Below are 21,282 nucleotides of genomic sequence, written 5' to 3'. Positions count from 1 at the left end.
TCCCCTAGATCGTTTCGCTCGAGACACTAAAATTGTCAAAAACGAATTAATTCTGAGCGATCAACCATTCATCGACGCTTTTCGGAAAAAACCTAAGCTTATTGCCAAGTTTAACGAAAGGCATACCTTCCGCCATTCTTCTCCTTAAGGCCATTTTACTTGTTTCAAAACGGCAGAGCATTTCTGCAAATGTTAGCCAGTACTTTTTAGGCTGTGCAGAGGTATCAGAGACTTCATCATATTCTTTATTCTCATTCAATCTCAAAGCATTGGCATAGTTTATTTCAGCATCAAGCCATTTAATTGGATCGTAAATAAGCTGTTCCTTTTTGATACTTCTAAAAAAGCTATCATATTGCTCTTTAAAAGCCAAATAGTGGTCTTCGTTTGGCTTTCTAACATTCTGATTTATAGTTTTCTTACAAAACTCTAAATAGTGCAGTTTTTCACTTCTGGTAAAAACTTCCTTTGTAAACTGATTAAGAAACTCAACTAAATCTTTGTTGATGTAAAGGCTTAAAATTTCCTTCTCTAACAGCAATAGTCGGTCTTTCTTATTATTGTTCTTCCAGCGTTTTACGAAATATTTAATGTTGTTGTTTGCTTTAACATGCTTAGATCTTGTTTTACATGACAAGCTTTAGCATTGTTTAATTAAGGATGGTTTTCTATAAATTTTATACAAGCAAAAAATGCCATTAAATATCATTTTAAGGAGATTTGCTTTGGGTCATAGCGAAAACGCCCATAAAACAACCTGTAAATTAGCTGCCAAAAAACTACTACACAAATAAAATCACCAATTTACTATCCCAATCAAAACTGTTTTGGTTTGAGCTTTTGGCCTGCCAGTATTGCAATTTCATTAATTCTTTTTTGCCTGGTTTCAGGTTTTTTAGCAAGTACGAGCCAGTGCAGGATGCTTTTTTGAACAGATTTACTCAAACTTAAGAAAAAAGGTTTCGATCCGCGTTGCACCTTAAAGGCTGCCGATAAATCTTTCGGGATTTTCAGCTCTTCAACTCCATCCAAAATTATCCAGGAGCCGTTCTGTTTTTGCTTTTTCGATACTGTTAAACCCTGCCTGAGTCATTAATCCCTCATTAATCAATCGTTCAACTTTCGCTTTGTTTATTTTCGACCATGCACTATTTGCTTTACGTTTACAAAAGAACTGCATAAAGGTGAGGTCATCTATTGGCATTGCGGCACTATCAATCCAACCAAAGCAAAGTGCTTCATCTACTGCCTGGCTCCAGGAAATAGATGGCACATTGGATTTTATTTTGTGGTAAACAAGCCAAACAGATTGTTTTGCGGTATGGTTTTCTATTAACCATTTCCTCCAATCTGCCTGACTGGCCGGACAAAAAGTTTCAATTTCTTTTTCCATATCCATGGCTAATTAATTTCCGAATTGACGCAAATGATGATCAAAATGTTTCCACTGCATCAGTGCCCATTCTTCGGGGGTTAGCGGACCGAAAAATGCCTGAGGATGTGTGGTACATTTGGCCGGACCTCCTGCAGAAAATGTCTTGATCTGTTCAATCACCTTTGCTTTTTCAGTTTCAAAATCGGGATTGCCTTTTATGATATAACTTTTATCAGTTGCACTATTTTTAGGGAAAGGCACTTCACTAAAAAATTTTGTCTTCAATAGTTTACCGAACAAGCGGCCAATAAAACCTAATCTTGCGGGGTTATGCAGGCCCATGGCCGTTTCAAGCGATGCATTGCAGTGTGCAAGCATTTGATTTACGTTCATTTTGCCCCATTGTTTTTGTGCAGCAGGTGTAAGTTTTTCGATCCGCGCTAAAATGGCTATGGTATCAGATGGGTTGAAAAGGTTGTTCATGTTCATTAATTTTGTTTATACTGCAAAACTAATGCGGGCGATTGACAGCCCTATGTCAGGGGTATACGCCTGTTAATGATTTTTATCGAAATATTCCTGCAAAGTCATTTTATGGGGGCTGAATTTGTCAGCAAGCATCTCCAGTTTCTTGATTCGATCTAACCGGAAGAACCTAAATTCAAGCCTTAAACGGCACCAAGCTACCAGCAACCAATTTTCTTGCGTACTCAAGAGTGCAAAAGGTTCGATCAAGCGGCTGCTGGTTTGGTTGGCTTCATTGGTATAATCTATCCGGGTAAGGTAGAAATTGGTGAGTGCAAATTGTAAATCAGACAGGTTATTACTGTTGCGTTCGTTATTAAAATTTTGGGTAAAGCGGGTGCGTTCAGCCAAAAGATTCACATTATCCTTCACCTGATGCCCCAAAACAGCTTTAATTTTATCAATGGCTTCTAGGTAATCTTTAATAAATGAAGCGTCCTTATTTTTAAGCACCAATTGCTCGGCCAAAATCAAGGCATTTGCCTGGCTTTCGGTAAACATTACCGGGGGTATTTTATAACCTTCCATCAACCGGTAGCCTTTCCCCTCTTCGGTGTAAACAGGAACACCAGCCTTCCAGTGCTTTAATGTCGCGATATATTGTTCTAACGCTAACCGAAAAGCGTTTGGCCAGCTCTGGTGCGGTCAAAAGTCGCTTCGTTTGCAATTGCGTTAAAATTGCGGTAAGCCGTGATAGCCTGGTGGTATCGTTATCGTTCATGTTCCTGATTTTCATTTAGACTAACGAAGTTCTTCCATAACGTAATCCCATTTCTGACTTCGTAAGTCAATGATACAAAAAACCAGGCTTTTTTGAATCAAGCACCTCATGATAGATGTTGAAACAAATTTAGCAGGACGATCAATAAAATAGAAATGACGAGAAAAATTACGATAACCGGATCATTTCACCTGTTTTTACCGATTCATCGCAGGCAAAGGCAATCCTTAAACTGTTCACGGCATCGTCAGTTGCATCAGTTAAATCAAGATCTTCGGTTATGGCCTTTAAAAAATAACGTTGTTCGCGGTTACAAAGTTCCTGGTGATCGGGCTCATCGGTAAGGTCAATCCATTCATCAGCTTTGCTAAACTCATCCTCGGTATTTAAATCAGCGTGGTGTACTTTAATAGATTCGGTTTTGGTATGTGCATCTATGTTATCAGAGTTTCCAGCTGCTCCTGCTATTTTCGCCATTATGGATACTGATCCCCTGGGGCCGAAAACATCTTTAATAAAAAAAGCATTGTCGCTTACCATCGGCCCCCAGCCTGCTTCATACCAGCCGATAGATCCATCCTCGAAACGGATCTGCAACTGCCCGTAATTGTAATTCCATTCGGGAATATCGTCCGTTAGCCTTGCCCCAATGGCACTTACCTGTACGGGTTTAGACCGCGTCATCTGGCACATAATATCGATATAATGAACGGCACAATCTACAATCGGGCTTAAGCTTTTCATCAGGTTGCGGTGCACCGTCCATTTTGGTCCATGGCTTTGTTGGTTGAGGTTCATGCGCATTACTAGCGGTTTTCCCATTTCCTGGGCCAACTGTGTAAATTTTTCCCATGATGGGTGATAGCGCAGAATATACCCGACCAATAATTTTTTACCGGCCTTTTTCGCGGCCTCTGCCACTTTAATTGCGCCTTCAACGCTATCGGCTAAGGGTTTTTCGATAAATACATGGCAACCACTCTCAAAAGATTTGATTGCATAGGCTTCGTGGGTATCGGGGTAGGTAGAAATGCAAACGGCATCTGGCCTGGTAGTGGCGAGTGCTTCATAAAAATCAGTATAAAGCTCATATTGACCGCCCAATTTTTGGTTGAGAATTTCTTTACTTTTTCCGGTTGATACAAGGCCGCATATTTCAAAACCTGGCAATGTATGGTAGGCAGTTGCATGTGATGCACCCATGTTACCGCAGCCCACTACTAAAACTTTTAAGTTTTTTTTTTCTTTTAACATAATCAATCCTAAACACCTAATGACCAACCTTTACGGTATTCGCGTTTCACAAACTGGTTTACTTCATCAAAATTGGTAACTTTCATATTTACCTTATCCCAAAGCATTTTAATATCCCTACCAGGGTAACTGATTTTGCCTGCTGTATCCCTTCGCTGCACATCGGTTCCTCTGATGGCGAGGTTAGCAATAAGCAAGGTTTCGGTAAGCGGACCGGCAGTTTCAAATGGCGAACTGAGCTGCATTTTGCCGTATCCGGCAATTGCTGCTTCGGCAAACTGTGTATAATGGCCTTCTTCCTGGTTTACGATACGTGGAATGGTAATTTTGGTTTTATCTGATTCGTTGCGCGACAGCGGCAATAACCTTGGGTTTTTGCCATAGGTTTCGCAAATCATTTTTCCTTTCGTACCGATAAAAAGCACACCATTATCGCCGAAACTTTCATTTGCACCCAGTTCTTCCGGACGTTCGGGTTTAATGCCTCCATCCATCCAATGCACCTGCACTTCGTGTTTGGTTTTTGGTGTTTTGGCGAAAGTTAAAATAACATGGCTCGATGGCGGGCAGCTTTCTGGCAGATAGGCCCTTTTAAATTCATCTACATAAACACTGCCCACACTGCATTCTACACTGATCGGTGTATCCAACTCCAACACTCTGAAAGGTGGTTCTACCAGGTGGCAGCCCATATCGCCGATGGCTCCGGTGCCGTAATCCCACCAACCCCTCCAGTTAAACGGAACAAGTTTATTGATATAATCTTTATATGGTGCACTGCCGAGCCAAAGGTCCCAATCCAGTTCTTTCGGCACCTCTTCTTTTGCTGTTGGCCACGAAATGCCCTGGGGCCATACCGGCCTGTTCGTCCAGCAGTAAACCGTATGTACTTTCCCTATTCTACCTGCATCATACCATTCCTGGAGTCTTCTTACTCCATCGCCCGATGCACCCTGGTTACCCATCTGTGTAACTACCTTGTAGCGTTTTGCTGCTTCAGTGAGCATCCGGGCCTCATAAATATCGTGTGTAAGTGGCTTTTGTACATATGCATGTTTGCCCAGCTGCATGGCCGCCATGGCTATTTGTGCATGGGTATGATCGGGAGTAGATACGGTAACGGCATCAATATTTTTGCCCTCTTTATCCAGTAACTCACGGTAATCTTTATAATATTTTGCCTTTGGGAAATTTTTAAGGGAGTTTGCAGCCCTTCTATTGTCTACATCGCATAAAAAAGCGACATCTGTTTTACCACCCCTTACAATACTGGCAATATCGCCCTCTCCTTTTCCCCCTGCACCAATACCAGCCAATTGCAGGCGATCGCTGGGGGCCAAAAAACCCGGCCCACCCAATACATGGCGGGGTACAATCATAAACCCGGCTGCTGCAAGTGCCGTTGTTTTAATAAAGTTTCTTCTCGAATTTTCGGTTTTCGAATTTGCCTTATCTTCTGTCATTATTCAGGGATATTATAATGCTAAATTTAAATTATTTCTTTTTAGTTGAGGCTTTAGGGGCAGTTTCTTTTTTGCTCAAATCTTTAATTCTGATGTTGCGGAACTGCACGGGCGAACCATGACCAAGGAAGCCGATATGCCCGCTTTGGCGCAATAGGCCGGGGTGCTCCTGATGATCGGGAGTACCGTTTTTCTTAAAAGGTTCTATATCGCCATCTAAAATAATGGTACCATTTAATATGACTTTAATTTTAGATCCTTTTGCAATTACTTCTTCATCATTCCATTCGCCTGTTGGTTTCAAAAACCCTCTTTTAGCAGGAATGGTACCGTAAACGGAGCCATGGTACTGGTATACTTTAAGGTCTTTATAAATCGGGGCATCATTGTCTAAAATTTGCAATTCCATACCTGCATAGGCGGCATCGCCTTCTAAAGGTGCTTTTATGCCCAACCCATTGTTTGCGCCCGGGGTTAACTGAAACTCGAACCGGTATACAAAATCGCTGAACTCTTCTTTGGTAAATAAATTGCCGCCAGATCCTTTGCCTGGTTTCGGACGGATGGCAATGTTTCCATCTTCGATCACATAATCAGTTGTATTGCCTGTCCAGCTGTGCATATTGGTACCATCGAACAATACTTTATAACCTTCTTTTTTTTCTTGTGCACTTAATTCGAAAGGTTTAGGGCGGGGAATTTCTTTGATGTAAATATCTCGATAGGCCACAGGCGATCCATGCGCCTGTAACTCAATCTGCTCTTCGGCAAAAATAGGCAAACTTCTATCCCAGTAATTTTCCAAAATTACGTTATCGGTAACCAGCTGGCCGTTAAGGTAAACTGTAACACGATCGCCTTTCATTATAATCCTGAAGGTATTCCATTCATCTAACTTATTATCGGCTACTTTGAGCGGTTTGCTTTCGTTCGTTTGGTTGTTGTACAAACCACCAGAGCCTACCTGGGCACCAACTTTGGTACGTGCAAGATCCCAGATTTGCACCTGAGGCGTTCCGCGTAAGTAAATACCGGCATCGCCTTCCCCTTTTTTATCGTCGATGATTTTCCAGTCTACAAGCATTTCAAAATCACCATATTTTTTAACTGTAGCGAGGTTATTGCCGTGGCTTTGAAATTGCAATTCGCCGTTTACTACTTTCCAGCTTTCTTTTTGCTTCAGCATCGGCTTTGCTTTGTGCCTCCGCTAAAGTTTTGGCATCCATTTTTGATCTTTTAATCGGATCGGCTACAAGGCCTTTCCAACCAGATAAATCTTTGCCATTAAAAACCTGAACAAAACCTTCGCCGGCTTTCATTTCTGAAATATACTTCCGCATGCCTTCTTTCTGGTACCCGGCATCGCCACCGGTAATTACGGCAATGGTTTTGGTTAATAGGTTTTTTACTATATCACCATTGTAAGTTCCAGCCATGGTAATATTCATCACTGCATTTGCCGCCGCCTGTTGTAAAGTGGGATTATCCAAGTACATACCTGCAAAAACAATGGCATTAAAACATTTGGCCTGTTCGGTATCTTTAAGTATCTGTTGCTGCTGCACAGGGCTTTTTGCTACTGCCATTGCATTGCGTAATAACAACAAACGCTGTTCAGCAGGATAATTCGTTTTTCTGATTAAATTAAGGTAACCGGTAATTGCCTGATTTAAAAATTCAGCATTGCTGATGTTGCGTGCAATACTGATCAATTCATCTGTTGAGGCAGCATCCGACCATGAAGAAAGTGCTTCAATTGCGGCCTTTTTTGTGGCATCATCACCTGTGGCATAAGCTTCGAAAACAGCTTTTAATGATTTTTGCCCGCCCAGGCTGCCCAATACTTTATACAATAACAGTTTTTTATCAGCTGGTGTATTTCCCATTTGCTGAAGAATTGCATCCGTTTGCGCATCCTTATCTGTTGTTCCCTTTACCGAGGCTATAATGGCATCCTGCAGGGCAGTAAGTTCGCCAGCATCAGTAGTTTTGTTTAAAAGCTCAAACAATTGTGCTTTATTTTCGGCTTCAACAACATGTTTAAGTGAAAGGAAAGCTGCTTTGCGCACTTCAGCATTTTTACTGTTCAGGGAGGTATATATTACAGCAGTTTGGTTTGTGGCTGCGCGGGCAGCTAAAATATTAATTAATGCAACCTGAACTTCTGGTTTGGCTTGAGGGATAAATGCAGCAACTTTAGTGGCTACACCATCACCTTTTATTCTTAAAATACCATTGGAGATACCTGTAATATCTGCTGCATTGGCCTTGGTCATCAGTTTTAAAAGATCATCCAATACTTCTTCCTGGCCAAGTTTTACAGCTGCATTAATGGCTGCCAGTTTAACTTGCTGATCATCACTTTTAATCAGTTTTAGCACATCAGGCACTGCAGATTTTGCCTTGCTGTTGGCAAGCATATCCAAAATGGAAACCTGGGTAGGGGCATCTACCTTTTTAAGTTGATTTACCCAGGCTGCGCTATTGGCATCATTTATGCCAGCCGCAGCTAACTTAACAGCAGCTGCGCGATACTCAAATTGTTTATCGCCCATTGCGGCCAATAATGCCTGCTGATCGCTTTGTGTAGCTGAAAGCAATTTTAACGCAGCTACGCGTTCGTTTACCTGATCATCGGCTGTTGCCTTAGCTAAAATTGTTTTGGCAATACTTTCTACACCGGCTTTATCTGTTGCTATACTTTTTTGTGCATACTGTAACAAGGCAGCAACGGCATTGGTTTGATCATATTTATACCCCGCCTTTTCCGCTGCTTTTATCAAAACCTCTTTTGATGCTGCATCGCCAATATTGGCCAGGGCATATAGGCTTACTTTGCTTAATGCTTTATCGTTACTTGCAGCCAGCGGGGCAATAGCTGTTGCTGCTGCTTTATCATTGGTATGCCCAAGGGCTTCTACAATGGCAATTTTAGCTTTACCATTAGCTTTACTTAAGCCATCAACCAATGCATTTGTTGCAGCAGCTGTTCCGATTTTGGCCAATGCCCGCGAGGCTTCGTCTGCCAGCTGATCATCTGTAAGGTAAGCAGTTAAACAAGGTACTGCAGCATCATTCCCAATTAAATCAAACTGACTGATGATAAATGCCTTGTTCTGTTTATCGGTTAGTTTAGCCAGCGATTTGCAATAGGCAGCAATGGCCATGCTTTTTAAACTTTGCTGATCACTTTTTGTGGCATAAGCGGTAAAGCCACCAACAGCGTACTCAATTGCCGCATTATTTCCCTTATCAGGAGGGGTTAGGCCGCTGATTAATGTTACATAACCCTCTTCACCCAGCGCTGCAACTTCTTTCATGTTGCCTGCTAACTGTACCGAGTTTCTGGCAGGTAATTGTGCCAATAAATCGGCAATACGGGTGGTGGTGGTTCTTTCGTCTTTTTTATCCTGAGCAAGTGCTCTTGAGCTAGCTAGCATGTTCGAAAGCATTACAAGAGCCAAAAGCACCAATAGTATCTTTTTATTCATGATGATTTGTATTTGGAAGGTTTTAAATGGAAAACGGTGCCCGCATTACAGGATTAATTAATCTGTTTGCTGCCTCATCATCGATGAACTCTTGTTTTACAGGGTCGAATTTTAATGATCTCCCCAAGCGCAGAGCGGCCAAACCAATATTTACAATGTTACATGAGCGGTGTCCGTTCTCTTCATTCAGCGCAAATTTCTTTCTGGTTCTAACCGATTCGGAAAATTCTACGATCTCCGGGTCGGGATCAGGAAATTGTGCCAGTTTACGCTCAAGATCAGGAATATCAGATTTAAAGCCGGGATACAATTTACCTTTTGGGCCTTCTATATAAGGTACATTGGTATCTTTACCTTCACCATCCAAAATAATCTGACAGCCATCGGCGTAGGTATAAGTTATCCGCCGCCAAATGCCTACAGCATCGGTATGTTGCTGTGGTGCATCAACCTCTACTGAAATGGGGTTGGTATCGTCTTTCCCTAAAAAATATTGAATCGGATCGATGTAGTGTTGCCCCATATCGCTCAGCCCACCACCATCATAATCCCAATAACCCCTAAAAGTTTGGTGTACACGGTGGGCATTGTAAGGCTTATATGGCGCAGGCCCCAGCCATGCATTATAATCCAGTTCTGGTGGTACAGCCTGAGGTTCCAAATGATCTTTCCCTACCCAGTAAAATTTCCAGTCGTAGCCGGTATGCTTGCTAACGGTTACCTTTAAAGGCCAGCCGAGCATTCCGCTATCCACCAGCTTTTTAATGGGTTTAACAGTTGTACCCATCCCATAAAAAGTATCTTTAAACCTAAACCAGGTGTTTAACCTAAACATCCTGCCGTTTTGTTTCACTGCTTCTACCACCCTTTTTCCTTCACCAATGGTATGTGTCATTGGTTTTTCGCACCAGATATCTTTCCCTGCATTTGCAGCATCTACTGCCATTATCCCGTGCCAATGCGGCGGGGTAGCAATGTGTACAATATCTACTTCTGGTAACTGTATCAGTTCTCTATAATCACTAAATGTTTTTACACCTTTATCCAGCATTCCTGCGGCCTGTTTAAGGTGATTTTGATCAACATCGCAAATGGCCACTACCTGTGTACCTTCGTATTCGAAATGTCCGCGCCCCATGCCCCCAACACCAATTACGGCTTTGGTTAATTTATCGCTTGGGGCCAGCAGTAGCCCTGTCCGCCCATAACATAACGCGGTACAATGGTAAAAGTAGCCAGTCCGATTGCCGATTTCTTGATAAAATCGCGCCTGGAATTTTGATTTTTTTGTGGTTCTTCTTTAGTTTTCATCTTGGTTATCTGTGTAGTAGAAACAGGGTATGCCGTGGTTAGTCGGCATATTTAGGCTTATCTATACTTTAATGTTAGTAAGAAATTATTGTAAAGACAAAACATCACTAATTTCTTTACGCATTAAAAAAACTTTAATAAATTTTTAATAGAAGTTATCTATATTTATCAAAATAGTATCATTAACCTCATGAATCTTAATCTATTAAATCATTTAATATCAGACCGGAACGTATAGGCAATCGGTTTATAAACTTAAACTCATTAAACATCTTTTTAATTTAGGGGCATCATCAGTTTCTGCCTTGTGTGAAGTGATGGATATGGACACGCCTAGTTTATTAAAGCTTTTACTTGCTTTGATGGATGAGGGTTTGGTTGAAAAGAAAGGATATGGGTTATCAATTGGTGGGCGAAAACCTGATCTTTACCGTTTAAAGGATAAAAAAATATTGATCCTTTGTATTGATATTGAGTTATTTAATACCAAGATTACTGTTATAGACAATAATTATAATTTTATTCTTGATGTTAAAACCATCCCGTTACCCATCTCTAAAAGCAGGACAGATTTTTTTGGCCTTTTGCATGATCATATTGAGGATATCTTATTGTCGGCAGCGATAGATCCTAAACAATTGATTGGATGCAGCGTGGGCATGCCTGGTTTAATTGATGCAGAAAAAGGTGAAAACTATAGCTATTTCCTAAGTGATGGCGAAAATATTTCATTAACAGCAGCCTTTGAAAAAATATTAAACATACCTGTAGTAATACAGAATGATGTAAATGGATCATCGATGGCTGAATTTACACATGGAATGGCCAAAGGCCGGAGAAATGTGCTGGTATTGCTAATGGATTGGGGCGTAGGCCTCGGTATTATTTTAGATGGCAAGCTTAGGCAGGGTAACTGCGGCTTTTCGGGAGAATTAGGCCACATGCCTTTTGTTGAAAATGGTGCCTTGTGTTACTGCGGCAAACATGGTTGCCTGGAAACCGTTGCCTCCGGAAACGCATTATCTGAAATGGCCAGAGAAGGCATTTTATCGGGTAAAAATTCGATGCTGAGTAACCTCTCTACCGAAGAACTGGAAAGGATTGAACCTGCACTGATTATTAAAGCGGCAAATAAAGGCGATCAATACGCCATACAAATTACTCTCCAATGTTGGTACACACATGGGTAAGGGAATTGCAGTACTGATTCAGCTGTTTAACCCTGAACTAATTGTTTTGAGCGGCAAAATAGCCGGTGCAAAGCAATACATTACGCTCCCTATGCAACAGGCTATTAATACGTATTGCATGACGCAGATTAGAGAAAAAACAACAATCGTATCATCCGAACTCGGCGAAGACTCCAGATTATTGGGCTATGCAGCAAGTGGAATTGATCAGTTTTTGGATGCTTTATAAAAAACACAAAAAAGCTGAAGAAGGCAAGTGCTTAATTGGCTCAAACTACCCTAAACTTGTCTGTTATTGATACCTAATTTTCTTTTAGCTTATTTAGATTTGTAAAGCAAACACATAACAATAATGGAAACCCCTACAAAAGCAGCCTTCGAAAAGGTTAATGGCATTAATATGTATTATGAAGTTTATGGCGAAGGTGATATTCCGCTGGTTTTGATTCATGGTGGCGGTTCTACCATTCAATCTTCATTTGGCAGACTGATTCCTTTTTTGGCAAAAACAGAAAAAGTTATTGCCGTTGAACTCCAGGCGCACGGGCGTACGGAAGCGACCGCGATCAGGAAGAATCTTTTGAACAGGATGCCAAGGATGTAACCACTTTATTAAATCAGTTAAATATAACCAAGGCCAATTTTTTGGGTTTTAGCAATGGCGGAACCACAACCCTGTATATTGCAACTAATCATCCTGCTTTAGTAAATAAAATTGTTGTGATTTCGGCCAATTACCACCGAGAAGGGTTAATAGATGGCTTTTACAATGGTTTTGGAGATGCCACAATCAACCATATGCCTCAGCCACTTAAAACTGCTTTTTTAGCAGTAAACCCAGATCAAAACGCATTGCAAACCATGTTTGAAAAAGACAAACAGCGTATGCTGGATTTTGTTGACCTGAGCGATGATGACTTAAAGGGAATTACAGCCGATACACTTTTAATGGTGGCGGATAAGGATGTAATTAAACCCGAACATGTGGTTAAAATGTCGAGGTTGATTGCAAATGCCCAACTGGTTATTTTACCTGGGGTACATGGCACCATGATTGGCGAAAACCTTAACCCCGAGGTAAGCGATAAAACAATTGAGATTACAGCACACTTAGTAGAAACGTTTTTGAACCAGCAGGAAGTTTAAAACCCTTATTTAAAAATTACCTTCGCTTGATTTAGCATTGAATATCTTTGCCAGATGGAACACCTATTGGATAATCCAATTTATTATGCCTTAACATCCGGCCATGGCCACCTTGCAAAAGGAATTGATGAGGTAAAATATTATTATGAAGACATTACGTCATTTGCTGGCTTAAAAGATAATTCGCAAGAGAATCTAAACACCCTTTATCAAATCAGTCCTGCAGAAAGCCTGTTTGTATTTTTTTCGAAAACGCCAGTCGAAATACCTACGCAATGGAAATTGATTAACGCGCATCAATATGCTGCAATTTGTTTTTAATGGGAAAGATATCTCTACAACAAAAGCAACAGGAATTACAGACCTCAATGCAGAACATGTTACTGAAATGATCGACCTGGTAGAACTGACCAAACCCGGGCCGTTTCTGTCGAAAACCATCGAACTCAGCAATTACACAGGTATATTTGTTGATGGGAAATTGGCTGCCATGGCCGGACATCGGTTCCATCCCAGTCCGTATCGTGAAATAAGTGCGGTTTGCACCCACCCCAATCATTTGGGCAAAGGTTATGCTTTTAAGGTTTTGCAAGAACAGATTAAAAGAATAGTGCAGCGTTCTGAAATACCTTTTCTACATGTTAGAAATGACAATCAAGGTGCCATAAACCTTTATCAGAAACTCGGTTTCGAAATCAGAACTGATATGATTGCTTATGTGATAAAGAAAGAATTATAAGCAAACAAGAGAATGTTTCTAAATAGAAAACTGATCAGAAATTGCGGTTAATATGCGTTAGTTTTGCGGTAAACAAACATATACATGTCTAAAACAAAACTTACCATTAACAATAACGGCTCTGTTAAAATAGAGGGCGATTTCGAGATTGTAGATAGAAACGGAAATACTTATGGCTTACAAGGTAGAGAAATAGTATCAATCTGCCGTTGTGGTTTATCTAAAAACAAACCTTTTTGCGATGGCGCACACAATGGCCATTTCGAGCATGAAGCGATTGCATTCGATCTTCCTCCAAAAAAAGTATAAATAAAGATATTCTTTTTAAAAAGGTTGTATCATAAAGGCGATTTCACCTTGATTCCATCATTTTGATGACCTATCCCTAATAATGATACAACCTTTTTTATTTTTTAAAAGCATAATAAATTAAATACCTATCCTGGAAGGGGCTATGCCGTAAGCTTTCTTAAAGGCGAATGAAAAGTGCGACAAATCTTTAAAACCAACCTCGAGATACACATCTGAAGATTTCCAGCCCTTTTGTGTAATAAGGTAATAGGCATCATTTAATCTTTTTTTCTGCAACCACCGATTGGGCGAAAGATTAAAAATCTTTTCAAAATCTCTTTAAAAGTAGCCAAACTTCTGCCTGTTAAATAGGCAAAACGGTTAATATCCACATTAAACTTGTAATTGGCATTCATATAGGCTTCCAGATCGATTTTTCCCGGCTCAGAAAAATCAAAAAGCACATCCTTTAATACAGGATTCGTCTGCAATAAAATCATCACCACTTCTTTAACCTTTAGGTTGATTAAAGCCTGATTAAATCCATTTTTACCATCGAGGTATGGCCATAAAGAATCGATATAATTTTTCAGCAAACTATGGGCTTCCAGTGCCAATCCTTTTAGGTTGTGATTGGGTTTTTGCATGTGCAAATCGTATTCATTGCTAATGCTATGCAAAATTTCCTGATCTATATTGATACTGATCGACTTAAACTCTTCACCTGGAGGTGGGTATTTGGTATACCTCGCCAATTGATTGCGACGAAAAAAGCGGAAGTCTCCATCTGAAAACACAAATTTTTCTCCCCCGATAAAAATCTCAGAAGTACCCGCAATAACCAAACCCACAGAATGAGTGGGGATAAACTGTTCGCCTTCGCTGCTCTTCTGCGCATAACAGGAGTATAAAATATCCGGGCGTTTTTCTGGGTTTGGCATCTTAATCAAATTTATAGTTTTATGGCGAAATTTACCATTCCCATTTAAAAGGAATCTCAATACGTAATTATTTTTTGGTAAAAGATTTACCTAAATCAGTATCCAAAAAATTCTCGGCTTCATCGTGGTCTGTAGATAAACTAACTTCCATCCATTTATCCATTTCAGCCGTTCTTGCAGCATCTGCATGCTTAAGCATTCCAATGGCTTCGCTTCCTAATACCAAATGTATTGGTGGTTCAGGGTTTTCAACCAAACTAATCATTGCATTGGCAGCTTTCTCCGGATCGCCCATGGGCACAAAATTACCACTTTGGAAAAAATCAGCACGTTTTTCAACCGTAGATTCATATCCCTCAACATGGGCTGCATAGGTCATCGAAGCACCGGCCCAATCTGTGCGGAAACCGCCAGGCTCTACACTGGTTACATATATCCCCAAATCAACTACTTCTTTAGCCAGGGCTTCGCTAAAGCCACTCAATCCAAACTTTGCCGCCTGGTAAACACTAACGCCGGCATTACCAACCCGCCCTCCAATAGAGCTAACCTGAAGAATTCTACCCGAATGTTGTTTGCGCATAAATGGCAATACAGCCCTTGTAATTTCAATCGGTGCATATAAATTGGTTTCTAACTGACTGCGCACCTGCTCTTCGGTAAAAGCTTCGGCGGCACCCACAATACCAAAACCCGCATTGTTAACCAAAACATCTATTTTACCAAAACGGGCCACAGCAGATTCTACTGCCAAATGTACTTGATCATAATCGGTCACCTCCAAAGTAATTGGAAAAATCTGATCAGGATATTCCTTTACAAAATCATTTAAAGCAGCTGTATTTCTGGCGGTTGCAGCAACTAAATCGCCTTTTGCCAATACTTGTGCTGTTAGGTCGCGTCCCAACCCGCGGGAGCTACCTGTGATAAACCAAACTTTTTTCATTTTTCTATTTATTTAATGAATCAAAGGTAGCGTGAATGATGAGTGTGAGCTTTGCTAAGCGGCTCAATTTACTTTGTTAAAAAGCTCATCTTAGTTTATCAGAACTTTTAGTTAGCGTTATATGTTACTACTCAATAAATATATCTGTTATGGCGAAAGAAAAGAAAAAGGGTAAAAAGAAGAAAGACAAAAAGAAAGGCAAGAAAAAGAACAAGTTAGGTGTTAAAAACTCCCTTGTTAACAACATCAATGCCCGTAAGAAAAAGGGAAGTCAAGGTCGAAAAAGAAATCTAAAATCAGTAAAAAAGCTTATAAAAAAATGAAGAAGGGGTGGAAGAAATAAAGATTCCGCCCACTATTCATTTAAGCTTAAAACAATCTTACAGTTTTACTTAGTTTTTGGCAAAACATGATTTTCTTTAGCCCAGGCCTGCCATTTGGCACTTAGCTCTTTTACCTTATCAGGGTGTTGAGCAGCTACATCATTCAACTCCGTCTGATCATTTTTTATGTTGTAAAGATGCCAGGTAGAATCACCAGAAAGATTGACCATTTTCCAGTCACCTGAACGTACAAAACTGGCATTAAAATGCTCGTTAAATAGCATTTCATGCCCGCTGGTAGCTTTTCCTTTTAAGGCAGGCACTAAACTCAAACCCTGCATCGGTTTAATTAAATTACCATGATAGCTGTGTGGGTATTTTGCATTTGCAAGTTCCACAAAAGTGGTCATAAAATCCATTACATGCCCTACCTGGTTGGTATAACTGCCTTTTTTTGCTGTTAAGCCTTTCGGCCAAAAAGCAACCATGGGTGTATGTACCCCACCCTCATATGATTGCGCTTTTGCCAGTTGATACGGTGTGTTTGCTACATTTGCCCAGATTGGCCCAATTGAAGTATAACTTGTTTGTGCACCCGGCATTACCTTTTTATAAATTGGATAGGCAATTTTTTCACCTGCCCTGGTTTCACTTGGCCTGTCAAAACCCGGCCCATAACGCATTGCATCCTCAGGACTTGCACCATTATCACTCAAAAATATAATCAATGTATTATCCAGTTGGTTGGTTTCTTTTAAGGTTTTAATAATCCTGCCAATGCCCTGGTCCATCCGATCAATCATGGCGGCATGTACGGCCATGGCCATCTCATCAAAGCCCTTGGTTGGATTGTCTTCCCAACGTACGGTAGATTGACGCGGAGACATCGGGGCTGTTTTAGGATCGATCAAACCCATGGCCACCATACGTTTATACCTTGCCTCGCGGATAGCATCCCAACCTACTTTGTAAGTATCTTTATATTTTGCAATATCCTCTGGCCTCGCCTGCAATGGCCAATGTGGTGCATTTTCGGCTATATATAAGAAAAATGGTTTATCGCCTTTGCCAAAATCACGGATGTAAGCAACAGCAGTATCGTTTATGGCATCTGTATGGTAATAATCATTAGGCACATTTTTTATGGGTGTGGTTCCACTTACCAGGCTAAAAGGATCAAAAAAATCGACCACTCCCCAAAGTGTGCCGAAGAATTTTTCGAAACCCCGGCTTGTTGGGTATTGATCAATCGGAGAAAATAAAGGGAAAGAGGTTTTATGGTTCAACCAATCCAATTGTGCCTGAGGTGTTGGCTGCTCAATTGTATTTGATACATGCCATTTGCCCGACATTGCCGTTCTGTAACCTGCATCTTTTAAAACCTCTGCTAATGTTACGCTATTTTTGGTTATGGCACCACGATAACCTTCAATACCCCTATCAGTAGTCATTTCACCAATTCCTGCATTGTGGTTGTAAAGGCCGGTAAGCAATGCCGCCCGTGTAGGGCAACAGCGTGAAGTATTATAAAAATTTTTAAACCGCACACCCTGGCTTGCCAGGTAATCTATATTAGGCGTTTTAATTTCTCCTCCATAACAGCCAATATCAGAAAAACCCAAATCATCAGCAAGAATAACAATGATATTAGGACGTTTATCAACAGCTTTTTTAGGCTTTGGCTTATCAATAAAAGCAGTTAAAACGGTTATTGCAGCAATAAAAAAAAGTGTTGAATATTTGGTCGGTTTGTGCATAATAATCCAAATTAAAATAAAAGAACGGAAGTTCTTATTTCATCAGTTATTTTGTTGCAAACTCAGCTAAAACGATTTAAAGCTTAAGTTTTCCTTGTGCAACCTGTCGCTTATGGTTACTCCGTTTTGGATTTGTGGTAGGTGAAGTAAGATAGCAACAATACAATCATAAACACAACCGGACCAATGCGGTTACTGACGGGATCGCCAGAAGCACTGTGTGCTATAAAGGCAGATATAAACGTAAATGCAAAACCCGCATACGCCCATCCTTTCCATTGCCCCTTAATGGGAATCAACAATACAATGGCTCCTGAAAATTTTAGCAATGGCCAGTTCAACCTTAAAGTAATCGGGAAAGCCGAGGTGATGAAAAGCTTGTTTAATGGCCTGGTTTGTAAGGTAAGAATATGCAGTAGAAAATCATCATTAATGCAACTAAGGCTGTTGATATCCAATAGATAATTTTGATTGTTTTTATTTTCATAGTATTTTTTTTATGCAAACTTATGTAGTTTTGCTATCCAAAAGATACTAGTATCCCAAAGGATAGTGCTATCCTTTATGAAAGCGTTTAACTTTGTACCATGGGACCAAGAAAAGAACATCGCAATAAAGAAACCTGTATGGCAAGCTTAAATGCAGTTAAAGACGCACTTTACGTATTAAATGGCAAATGGAAACTTCCATTAATTATTTCCTTACAGGAAGGCCCTAGGCGCTTCAACGAAATTCAGAAATCGCTTGGTGAAATCACACCAAAAATATTATCGAAAGAACTAAAAGACCTCGAATTGAATGAATTTGTGGTGCGCAAAGTATTTTCTACAACACCTGTAACCGTAACCTATGAGCTTACGCCGTATAGCGAATCATTGGACAAAGTAATTGACGAGTTACGGGAATGGGGATTAAAGCACCGTGAAAGGTTGGTTAAAAATAGAAAAACTGAGCCTGATGCAGCAGCAATGAGTGCTTAATTACTACTCTATATCAACCTGAAAGACTGCAATATTGCCTTAAAAAAGCAAAAAACGGATAATGATAAAATTCGGCTATCTTTGTACAAATTAAAATCAATGGCGGTATTACATAAAAAAGAAGAAAAAATTCAGGCAGTGCTGGGTAGGTTGCCTAAAAAATATACAGACGAACAATTTGTAGAGATGTTTATTAAACTTTATTCTAAAGATTGGGGCAAAATTAAATCAGCTTACATTAAGCAATCTCAGGATAAAGAACGTGGATCAATCATCAATATGCCTAAACCCGAGGTGTATTTACGCCAGGTTTTAGCCAATTACCTGCAACAAGAGCATGCCCCAAAAGCTGTTGAGGTTAAAAAAGAGGAAATTATTGAACCGCCCGTTGTTGAAACTCCAGTTGCCGAAGTTAAGAAAGCAAAAGCACCTGCTAAGAAAAAAGAAACTGTAGCTGAAGAAGCCCCTGTTGAAGTTAAAAAAGCAAAAGCACCTGCAAAAAAGAAAACTGAAACCGCAGCAGAACCTGTTGCTGAAGTGAAAAAAGTGAAAGCACCAGCCAAGAAAAAAGCTGAGGTGGCAGAAGAAACTCCAACAGTTGAAAAGAAAGCAAAAGCAGCACCGAAAAAACAGCAGCAAAAAAATAAAATATTTCACATCGTATATAATAAATCGCCTGTTTGGTTGTTTATGTATATGAGAGCGTTAATTTAGATGACGGGGATAGGTCGGTATGATTTATCCCCGTTCTTTTTTGAGCAATTTTTCGAAATAAATTTCCAGAATTTACTGCTTACAAAAAGCTTACAAAATTTTTAGAAAAAAAAATAAATTCAAGATAATAAATCGCCTTTTTGGTTGTTTATATATACGAGAGCGTTAATTTAGATGACGGGGATAGGTCGGTATGATTTATCCCCGTTCTTTTTTGTCCAATAAACCAGAAACAAAACCTTGAAAAATTTTCATTTGTTCAACCTAAAAAAATAAAAATATTTTCACTTCGAGATAATAAATCTTCTTTTTGGCGGTTTATATATTCGAGAGCGTTAATTTAGATGACGGGGATAGGTCGGTATGATTTATCCCCGTTCTTTTTTTGCAATTTTTTCTATTTCTTTCTGATATCACGTTTTCTAATACGCTGCTAAAACAGGTGAAATCCTTTCGTTTTACACAGCATTGTCAACTTTGACCTTTTTAATTGGTATATCGGGAAAAGTCGATATACATTTGTATCATGGATCAGGTAGAAATATTTAAAGCCCTTTCAAACAAAACCCGTTTACAAATTTTAAGCTGGCTAAAAGAACCAGAGCTAAATTTTCCTGATCAGCAAAATGCCGATTTTGAAAACGTTGGTGTATGTGTTGGTCAGATTCAGCTGAAAAGTGGCTTGTCTCAAAGTACCATCTCCGAATACCTTTCTATCCTGCAACGTGCAGATCTTATTAGTTCTACCCGGGTAGGTCAATGGACATACTACAAACGCAACAAGGAAGGTTTAGAAAAATTAAGTGAAATCATCAATACCGCATTATAAATTTAAAAAAATATGAACACAGATAGTTTATTCAGGCCGTTTAGCCTTAAAACATTAAATATTAAAAATAGAATCGTAATGGCTCCGATGACGCGGTCGTTTTCTCCTAATGGAGTACCAACACCTGAAGTTGCAGCGTATTATGCAAAAAGGGCAGCTGGCGAAGTGGGTTTAATCTTATCAGAAGGAACCGTAATTAACCGCCCGTCTTCATCTGCAGACCCTAATATTCCTCATTTTTATGGTGCTGAAGCACTTGCAGGTTGGGAAAATGTAATTAAAGGCGTTCACCAGGCTGGTGGCCAAATGGGTCCACAGATCTGGCATCAGGGTGTGATGGAAAATCATGCCTCAGGATGGTTGCCAAGTACACCTTTTGAAGGTCCGTCTGGCTTAAACAAACCAGGTTTCGAAAACGGCGTACCGATGACAGATGCTGCTATTGCAGATACCATTGCTGCATTTGGGCAAGCCGCTGCAGACGCCAAAGCTTTAGGTTTTGATACCGTAGAAATTCATGGTGCGCATCAATACCTGATTGATCAATTTTTTTGGGATGGAACAAACAACCGTACCGATATTTATGGTGGCAAAACTTTAGCAGAACGTACCCGCTTTGGCGTTGAAGTTATTAAAGAAGTACGTAAAAGAGTTGGCGAAGATTTCGCATTAATTATCCGTTTATCTCAATTTAAACCCGCAGCTTACGATTTTAAACTGGCTAAAGATGAGCAAGAAATGGAACAATGGTTAACTCCTTTAGCTGATGCAGGGATTGATATCTTCCACTGTTCTCAACGCCGTTTCTGGGAGCCTGAGTTTGAAGGTTCTGACTTAAACTTTGCAGGTTGGGCTAAAAAAGTAACCGGAAAAGCAACCATTTCAGTAGGTTCTGTTGGTTTGGATGGCGATTTCTTTGGTGCTTTCGCAGGCCAAAGTTCACAGCCAAGCTCTTTAGATGAATTGGTACGCAGAATGGACCGCGGTGATTTTGATTTGGTAGCCGTTGGCCGTCCGCTTTTAGCCGATCCAAACTGGGTAGAAAAAATTAAACACAACCGTACAGAAGAATTGAAAGGCTTTACCAAAGAAGCTTTAATGGAATTGGTTTAGAACCATGTTTTTTCTTTTTAAACTTAGAAAAGCATCCCGAAAGGGATGCTTTTTTGATAAGTCATCATCCTTTCGATCCGATAGCTATCTGATAAAGCGCAGCGAAATGGAAATATCTGCCCGTGCCGGCAGGTGTAACATAATGCTGAGTTTAGAAATAATTTTTATACCAT

29 protein-coding genes are annotated in these 21,282 nt (G+C 40.1%); 12 read left to right on the top strand and 17 right to left on the bottom strand.

The features are described from left to right. Positions 1 to 46: 46 nt before the first annotated feature. The 12 genes from AC0IWE_RS22710 to AC0IWE_RS22655 all read right to left on the bottom strand — a co-directional run bounded on the left by AC0IWE_RS22710 (position 47) and on the right by AC0IWE_RS22655 (position 10,140). Positions 47 to 637 carry a hypothetical protein gene (locus AC0IWE_RS22710; protein ID WP_471794856.1) on the bottom strand — a complete coding sequence of 197 codons (591 nt, stop codon included), beginning with the start codon at positions 635 to 637 and terminating at the stop codon, positions 47 to 49. Between the two features lie 179 nt (positions 638 to 816). Further along, entirely contained in the window at positions 817 to 1,032 is a 216-nt protein-coding gene (locus AC0IWE_RS22705; protein ID WP_471794855.1) for a YdeI/OmpD-associated family protein, read from the bottom strand. Beyond that, entirely contained in the window at positions 1,019 to 1,393 is a 375-nt protein-coding gene (locus AC0IWE_RS22700; RefSeq protein WP_471794854.1) for a YdeI/OmpD-associated family protein, read from the bottom strand. The genes AC0IWE_RS22705 and AC0IWE_RS22700 overlap by 14 nt, the downstream gene beginning before the upstream one ends. A gap of 12 nt (positions 1,394 to 1,405) precedes the next feature. Further along, positions 1,406 to 1,858 (bottom strand): DUF1569 domain-containing protein, encoded by a 453-nt coding sequence (locus tag AC0IWE_RS22695; RefSeq protein ID WP_471794853.1) that lies wholly within the window; start codon positions 1,856 to 1,858, stop codon positions 1,406 to 1,408. Between the two features lie 72 nt (positions 1,859 to 1,930). Next, a complete protein-coding gene (locus tag AC0IWE_RS22690) occupies positions 1,931 to 2,401 on the bottom strand; it encodes a helix-turn-helix transcriptional regulator (RefSeq protein WP_471794852.1) in 471 nt (156 codons plus the stop codon). A gap of 13 nt (positions 2,402 to 2,414) precedes the next feature. Further along, on the bottom strand, positions 2,415 to 2,636 hold the full coding sequence (locus tag AC0IWE_RS22685) for a helix-turn-helix transcriptional regulator (RefSeq protein ID WP_471794851.1): 222 nt from the start codon (positions 2,634 to 2,636) through the stop codon (positions 2,415 to 2,417). Positions 2,637 to 2,789: 153 nt separating this feature from the next. Then, positions 2,790 to 3,875 carry a Gfo/Idh/MocA family protein gene (locus tag AC0IWE_RS22680; protein WP_471794850.1) on the bottom strand — a complete coding sequence of 362 codons (1,086 nt, stop codon included), beginning with the start codon at positions 3,873 to 3,875 and terminating at the stop codon, positions 2,790 to 2,792. Between the two features lie 8 nt (positions 3,876 to 3,883). Then, positions 3,884 to 5,338 carry a Gfo/Idh/MocA family protein gene (locus AC0IWE_RS22675; protein ID WP_471794849.1) on the bottom strand — a complete coding sequence of 485 codons (1,455 nt, stop codon included), beginning with the start codon at positions 5,336 to 5,338 and terminating at the stop codon, positions 3,884 to 3,886. A gap of 31 nt (positions 5,339 to 5,369) precedes the next feature. Beyond that, positions 5,370 to 6,524 (bottom strand): 3-keto-disaccharide hydrolase, encoded by a 1,155-nt coding sequence (locus AC0IWE_RS22670; protein WP_471794848.1) that lies wholly within the window; start codon positions 6,522 to 6,524, stop codon positions 5,370 to 5,372. After that, positions 6,457 to 8,829 carry a HEAT repeat domain-containing protein gene (locus AC0IWE_RS22665; protein ID WP_471794847.1) on the bottom strand — a complete coding sequence of 791 codons (2,373 nt, stop codon included), beginning with the start codon at positions 8,827 to 8,829 and terminating at the stop codon, positions 6,457 to 6,459. The genes AC0IWE_RS22670 and AC0IWE_RS22665 overlap by 68 nt, the downstream gene beginning before the upstream one ends. A 22-nt stretch (positions 8,830 to 8,851) precedes the next feature. After that, positions 8,852 to 9,967, bottom strand: a complete 1,116-nt coding sequence (locus AC0IWE_RS22660) for a Gfo/Idh/MocA family oxidoreductase (RefSeq protein WP_471794846.1) — start codon at positions 9,965 to 9,967, stop codon at positions 8,852 to 8,854. Between the two features lie 26 nt (positions 9,968 to 9,993). After that, positions 9,994 to 10,140 (bottom strand): twin-arginine translocation signal domain-containing protein, encoded by a 147-nt coding sequence (locus AC0IWE_RS22655; RefSeq protein ID WP_471794845.1) that lies wholly within the window; start codon positions 10,138 to 10,140, stop codon positions 9,994 to 9,996. A 323-nt stretch (positions 10,141 to 10,463) separates the two neighbouring features. Here AC0IWE_RS22655 and AC0IWE_RS22650 point away from each other — a divergent pair, with 323 nt between their 5' ends. The 7 genes from AC0IWE_RS22650 to AC0IWE_RS22620 all read left to right on the top strand — a co-directional run bounded on the left by AC0IWE_RS22650 (position 10,464) and on the right by AC0IWE_RS22620 (position 13,524). Continuing rightward, entirely contained in the window at positions 10,464 to 11,330 is an 867-nt protein-coding gene (locus AC0IWE_RS22650; protein ID WP_471794844.1) for an ROK family protein, read from the top strand. Then, positions 11,323 to 11,559, top strand: a complete 237-nt coding sequence (locus AC0IWE_RS22645; RefSeq protein WP_471794843.1) for an ROK family protein — start codon at positions 11,323 to 11,325, stop codon at positions 11,557 to 11,559. The genes AC0IWE_RS22650 and AC0IWE_RS22645 overlap by 8 nt, the downstream gene beginning before the upstream one ends. A gap of 123 nt (positions 11,560 to 11,682) precedes the next feature. Further along, on the top strand, positions 11,683 to 11,934 hold the full coding sequence (locus tag AC0IWE_RS22640) for an alpha/beta fold hydrolase (protein WP_471794842.1): 252 nt from the start codon (positions 11,683 to 11,685) through the stop codon (positions 11,932 to 11,934). 23 nt (positions 11,935 to 11,957) lie between these two features. Further along, the gene (locus AC0IWE_RS22635) at positions 11,958 to 12,476 is read left to right on the top strand and encodes an alpha/beta fold hydrolase (protein WP_471794865.1); all 519 of its coding nucleotides are present in this window, start codon (positions 11,958 to 11,960) and stop codon (positions 12,474 to 12,476) included. A 54-nt stretch (positions 12,477 to 12,530) separates the two neighbouring features. Next, complete coding sequence (locus AC0IWE_RS22630; protein WP_471794841.1) at positions 12,531 to 12,797, top strand: hypothetical protein; 267 nt, start codon at positions 12,531 to 12,533, stop codon at positions 12,795 to 12,797. Beyond that, complete coding sequence (locus AC0IWE_RS22625) at positions 12,778 to 13,215, top strand: GNAT family N-acetyltransferase (RefSeq protein WP_471794840.1); 438 nt, start codon at positions 12,778 to 12,780, stop codon at positions 13,213 to 13,215. Before AC0IWE_RS22630 ends, AC0IWE_RS22625 begins: the two co-directional genes overlap by 20 nt. A gap of 84 nt (positions 13,216 to 13,299) precedes the next feature. Continuing rightward, positions 13,300 to 13,524, top strand: a complete 225-nt coding sequence (locus tag AC0IWE_RS22620; protein WP_055908930.1) for a CDGSH iron-sulfur domain-containing protein — start codon at positions 13,300 to 13,302, stop codon at positions 13,522 to 13,524. A gap of 120 nt (positions 13,525 to 13,644) precedes the next feature. Here AC0IWE_RS22620 and AC0IWE_RS22615 read toward each other — a convergent pair whose 3' ends face one another. The 3 genes from AC0IWE_RS22615 to AC0IWE_RS22605 all read right to left on the bottom strand — a co-directional run bounded on the left by AC0IWE_RS22615 (position 13,645) and on the right by AC0IWE_RS22605 (position 15,393). Beyond that, positions 13,645 to 13,803 carry a helix-turn-helix domain-containing protein gene (locus tag AC0IWE_RS22615; RefSeq protein WP_471794839.1) on the bottom strand — a complete coding sequence of 53 codons (159 nt, stop codon included), beginning with the start codon at positions 13,801 to 13,803 and terminating at the stop codon, positions 13,645 to 13,647. Continuing rightward, positions 13,785 to 14,447 (bottom strand): AraC family transcriptional regulator, encoded by a 663-nt coding sequence (locus AC0IWE_RS22610; protein ID WP_471794838.1) that lies wholly within the window; start codon positions 14,445 to 14,447, stop codon positions 13,785 to 13,787. Before AC0IWE_RS22610 ends, AC0IWE_RS22615 begins: the two co-directional genes overlap by 19 nt. A gap of 67 nt (positions 14,448 to 14,514) precedes the next feature. Next, on the bottom strand, positions 14,515 to 15,393 hold the full coding sequence (locus AC0IWE_RS22605; protein ID WP_471794837.1) for an oxidoreductase: 879 nt from the start codon (positions 15,391 to 15,393) through the stop codon (positions 14,515 to 14,517). A 149-nt stretch (positions 15,394 to 15,542) separates the two neighbouring features. Here AC0IWE_RS22605 and AC0IWE_RS22600 point away from each other — a divergent pair, with 149 nt between their 5' ends. Further along, positions 15,543 to 15,716, top strand: coding sequence for a hypothetical protein (locus AC0IWE_RS22600; RefSeq protein WP_471794836.1), 174 nt, complete (start codon positions 15,543 to 15,545; stop codon positions 15,714 to 15,716). 65 nt (positions 15,717 to 15,781) lie between these two features. Here the strand turns inward: AC0IWE_RS22600 and AC0IWE_RS22595 are convergent, their stop codons facing one another. Further along, positions 15,782 to 17,473, bottom strand: a complete 1,692-nt coding sequence (locus tag AC0IWE_RS22595; protein ID WP_471794835.1) for an arylsulfatase — start codon at positions 17,471 to 17,473, stop codon at positions 15,782 to 15,784. A gap of 116 nt (positions 17,474 to 17,589) precedes the next feature. Further along, positions 17,590 to 17,931: a DoxX family protein gene (locus tag AC0IWE_RS22590; RefSeq protein WP_471794834.1), complete on the bottom strand. Its 342-nt coding sequence runs from the start codon at positions 17,929 to 17,931 to the stop codon at positions 17,590 to 17,592. 129 nt (positions 17,932 to 18,060) lie between these two features. Between AC0IWE_RS22590 and AC0IWE_RS22585 the strand changes: the two genes are divergently transcribed. The 4 genes from AC0IWE_RS22585 (at position 18,061) to AC0IWE_RS22570 (ending at position 21,109) form a co-directional block, all read left to right on the top strand. Continuing rightward, entirely contained in the window at positions 18,061 to 18,453 is a 393-nt protein-coding gene (locus AC0IWE_RS22585) for a winged helix-turn-helix transcriptional regulator (RefSeq protein WP_463492320.1), read from the top strand. A 99-nt stretch (positions 18,454 to 18,552) separates the two neighbouring features. Next, complete coding sequence (locus tag AC0IWE_RS22580; RefSeq protein WP_471794833.1) at positions 18,553 to 19,167, top strand: hypothetical protein; 615 nt, start codon at positions 18,553 to 18,555, stop codon at positions 19,165 to 19,167. A gap of 526 nt (positions 19,168 to 19,693) precedes the next feature. Next, positions 19,694 to 19,996 carry an ArsR/SmtB family transcription factor gene (locus AC0IWE_RS22575; protein WP_471794832.1) on the top strand — a complete coding sequence of 101 codons (303 nt, stop codon included), beginning with the start codon at positions 19,694 to 19,696 and terminating at the stop codon, positions 19,994 to 19,996. A gap of 12 nt (positions 19,997 to 20,008) precedes the next feature. Continuing rightward, complete coding sequence (locus AC0IWE_RS22570) at positions 20,009 to 21,109, top strand: NADH:flavin oxidoreductase (RefSeq protein ID WP_055908950.1); 1,101 nt, start codon at positions 20,009 to 20,011, stop codon at positions 21,107 to 21,109. Positions 21,110 to 21,282 lie beyond the last annotated feature (173 nt).

This window comes from Pedobacter sp. AC402 (genome assembly GCF_979252805.1).
The sequence above is the reverse complement of the archived record's forward strand: the minus strand, read 5'-3'. Positions and strand labels throughout refer to the sequence as shown.

Coding starts and splice junctions, on each gene's coding strand:
- AC0IWE_RS22700 (WP_471794854.1), bottom strand. CDS start 1,393: ATGGAAAAAGAAATTGAAACTTTTTGTCCGGCCAGTCAGGCAGATTGG.
- AC0IWE_RS22695 (WP_471794853.1), bottom strand. CDS start 1,858: ATGAACAACCTTTTCAACCCATCTGATACCATAGCCATTTTAGCGCGG.
- AC0IWE_RS22690 (WP_471794852.1), bottom strand. CDS start 2,401: ATGTTTACCGAAAGCCAGGCAAATGCCTTGATTTTGGCCGAGCAATTG.
- AC0IWE_RS22685 (WP_471794851.1), bottom strand. CDS start 2,636: ATGAAAATCAGGAACATGAACGATAACGATACCACCAGGCTATCACGG.
- AC0IWE_RS22680 (WP_471794850.1), bottom strand. CDS start 3,875: ATGTTAAAAGAAAAAAAAAACTTAAAAGTTTTAGTAGTGGGCTGCGGT.
- AC0IWE_RS22675 (WP_471794849.1), bottom strand. CDS start 5,338: ATGACAGAAGATAAGGCAAATTCGAAAACCGAAAATTCGAGAAGAAAC.
- AC0IWE_RS22670 (WP_471794848.1), bottom strand. CDS start 6,524: ATGCTGAAGCAAAAAGAAAGCTGGAAAGTAGTAAACGGCGAATTGCAA.
- AC0IWE_RS22665 (WP_471794847.1), bottom strand. CDS start 8,829: ATGAATAAAAAGATACTATTGGTGCTTTTGGCTCTTGTAATGCTTTCG.
- AC0IWE_RS22660 (WP_471794846.1), bottom strand. CDS start 9,967: ATGGGGCGCGGACATTTCGAATACGAAGGTACACAGGTAGTGGCCATT.
- AC0IWE_RS22655 (WP_471794845.1), bottom strand. CDS start 10,140: ATGAAAACTAAAGAAGAACCACAAAAAAATCAAAATTCCAGGCGCGAT.
- AC0IWE_RS22650 (WP_471794844.1), top strand. CDS start 10,464: ATGGACACGCCTAGTTTATTAAAGCTTTTACTTGCTTTGATGGATGAG.
- AC0IWE_RS22645 (WP_471794843.1), top strand. CDS start 11,323: ATGGGTAAGGGAATTGCAGTACTGATTCAGCTGTTTAACCCTGAACTA.
- AC0IWE_RS22640 (WP_471794842.1), top strand. CDS start 11,683: ATGGAAACCCCTACAAAAGCAGCCTTCGAAAAGGTTAATGGCATTAAT.
- AC0IWE_RS22630 (WP_471794841.1), top strand. CDS start 12,531: ATGGAACACCTATTGGATAATCCAATTTATTATGCCTTAACATCCGGC.
- AC0IWE_RS22625 (WP_471794840.1), top strand. CDS start 12,778: ATGCTGCAATTTGTTTTTAATGGGAAAGATATCTCTACAACAAAAGCA.
- AC0IWE_RS22620 (WP_055908930.1), top strand. CDS start 13,300: ATGTCTAAAACAAAACTTACCATTAACAATAACGGCTCTGTTAAAATA.
- AC0IWE_RS22610 (WP_471794838.1), bottom strand. CDS start 14,447: ATGCCAAACCCAGAAAAACGCCCGGATATTTTATACTCCTGTTATGCG.
- AC0IWE_RS22605 (WP_471794837.1), bottom strand. CDS start 15,393: ATGAAAAAAGTTTGGTTTATCACAGGTAGCTCCCGCGGGTTGGGACGC.
- AC0IWE_RS22600 (WP_471794836.1), top strand. CDS start 15,543: ATGGCGAAAGAAAAGAAAAAGGGTAAAAAGAAGAAAGACAAAAAGAAA.
- AC0IWE_RS22595 (WP_471794835.1), bottom strand. CDS start 17,473: ATGCACAAACCGACCAAATATTCAACACTTTTTTTTATTGCTGCAATA.
- AC0IWE_RS22585 (WP_463492320.1), top strand. CDS start 18,061: ATGGGACCAAGAAAAGAACATCGCAATAAAGAAACCTGTATGGCAAGC.
- AC0IWE_RS22580 (WP_471794833.1), top strand. CDS start 18,553: ATGGCGGTATTACATAAAAAAGAAGAAAAAATTCAGGCAGTGCTGGGT.
- AC0IWE_RS22575 (WP_471794832.1), top strand. CDS start 19,694: ATGGATCAGGTAGAAATATTTAAAGCCCTTTCAAACAAAACCCGTTTA.
- AC0IWE_RS22570 (WP_055908950.1), top strand. CDS start 20,009: ATGAACACAGATAGTTTATTCAGGCCGTTTAGCCTTAAAACATTAAAT.